The following is a 1,481-nucleotide window of genomic DNA, read 5'->3' on the forward strand; positions in this document are numbered from 1 at the left end:
TATTTATATTTTGACAATGATATCAGCTGTAATGCTGCCATTAAATCTGATAACTGGCTTTTTTGGCATGAATACACAAGGCTTACCATTTAATGAAACTAAAAATGCTACTATGATAGTTGTATCAATAATGTTTGGAGTAATTCTTTGCTGTACTTCTTTTTTGTTTTGGTACACGAATAAGAAAAAGTAGAAAGTAAATAAATTTAGTATATAAGGTATCTGAAACTTTATATAGAAATTTTTTATATATTTTAAATTTTTATATAGTGGTAAAAAATAAATGGATTTTTATTAATATTAAAAACGATAAAAATATTTAACAGAAAATAGAAATTAGATTTAAAAAAGTTGAAAAGTCCTGAATAGGCTTCAGGACAGATAGTAGAATTATTTTCTAAGTTCGCGGATCTTAGCAGCTTTACCACGAAGGTCACGTAGATAGAATAATTTAGCTCTTCTAACACGACCTTTTCTAAGAACTTTTATCTCTTCGATAGAATCACTAAAAATTGGAAAAATTCTCTCAACGCCAACACTATTAGCGCCAATTTTTCTAATGATGAATGTTTCACCAGTACCGCTACCACGTCTAGCTATACAAATGCCTTCAAAATTTTGAATTCTAGTTTTATCGCCTTCGTGAATACGAGTAGCAACACGCAATGTATCTCCTGCACGGAAGTCAGGAATATTTTTACTAGCAATTTGAGCATTTTCAAATGCTTCAATGTATTTATTTCTCATGTTTTTCCTTATTTATGTGGCTTAAGCTTTTGATATAAATCAGGGCGAAAGAACCTTGTTTTGCAGTGAGCCATCTTATTTTTTAAAGTGTGGATTTTAGCATGGTTACCCTTTAAAAACTCTGAAACCACAAAGATTGATCTAAAATTATCAGGCTTTGTAAAAGATGGAGCTTCAAGCAAGTTATTCTCAAAACTCTCAACTTCAAGGCTCATATCGTTTCCTAAAACTCCAGGTATATTTCTTGATATTGCATCACTTATACAAAGCGCAGGAAGCTCTCCGCCAGTTAAAATAAAATCGCCTATGCAAAAAACTTCATCTGCCCAAAGCTCAACAACTCGTTCATCAAAGCCTTCATATCTACTGCAAACAAAACAAATATGATCTTTTTTAGAAAGCCTCTTTGCATCATTTTGATTAAATTTTTTACCAGCTGGCGTTAAAAATATCACATGAGCATTTTTATCTTTTTCTTTTAGAAATTTGATCGACTCATCCAAAGGCCTGTTTCTTATACACATATGACGCTTCCGACGATCTTCACGGTTTATTCTTCAGTGCTGGCAGCCTCACCGAAGACATTAAAGAATTTGTGAAGGACTGTGATCTTCGGCGCCTGTCCATCGATGATCACGGTTTGGAAAAACTGCTTGCAACCACACAGGCAACCAGCAAATATGTCATTACTGCAAGAATTACGAGCGGACATGAACAAGACGTGACAACCGTTT

Annotated in this window: 3 protein-coding genes and 1 pseudogene; 1 reads left to right on the forward strand and 3 read right to left on the reverse strand. The window is 33.4% G+C overall.

Annotation, left to right across the window (positions count from 1 at the left end; genetic code table 11):
• The first annotated feature begins 31 nt into the window (after positions 1-31).
• Positions 32-193 carry a CorA family divalent cation transporter gene (locus CVS92_RS08950; RefSeq protein WP_413784241.1) on the forward strand — a complete coding sequence of 54 codons (162 nt, stop codon included), beginning with the start codon at positions 32-34 and terminating at the stop codon, positions 191-193.
• 197 nt (positions 194-390) lie between these two features.
• Here CVS92_RS08950 and rplS read toward each other — a convergent pair whose 3' ends face one another.
• The 3 genes and pseudogenes from rplS to CVS92_RS09215 all read right to left on the reverse strand — a co-directional run.
• Positions 391-747 carry a 50S ribosomal protein L19 gene (gene rplS / locus CVS92_RS08955; RefSeq protein WP_021090978.1) on the reverse strand — a complete coding sequence of 119 codons (357 nt, stop codon included), beginning with the start codon at positions 745-747 and terminating at the stop codon, positions 391-393.
• A gap of 8 nt (positions 748-755) precedes the next feature.
• Positions 756-1,256 (reverse strand): annotated as a pseudogene (locus CVS92_RS08960) (tRNA (guanosine(37)-N1)-methyltransferase TrmD); the annotation flags it as partial.
• Between the two features lie 41 nt (positions 1,257-1,297).
• Positions 1,298-1,481, reverse strand: a 184-nt coding sequence (locus tag CVS92_RS09215; protein ID WP_234398740.1) for a hypothetical protein, incomplete at its 5' end; no start/stop codon positions are given.

The organism is Campylobacter concisus (assembly GCF_003048555.1).
Classification (GTDB): Bacteria; Campylobacterota; Campylobacteria; order Campylobacterales; family Campylobacteraceae; genus Campylobacter_A; species Campylobacter_A concisus_AO.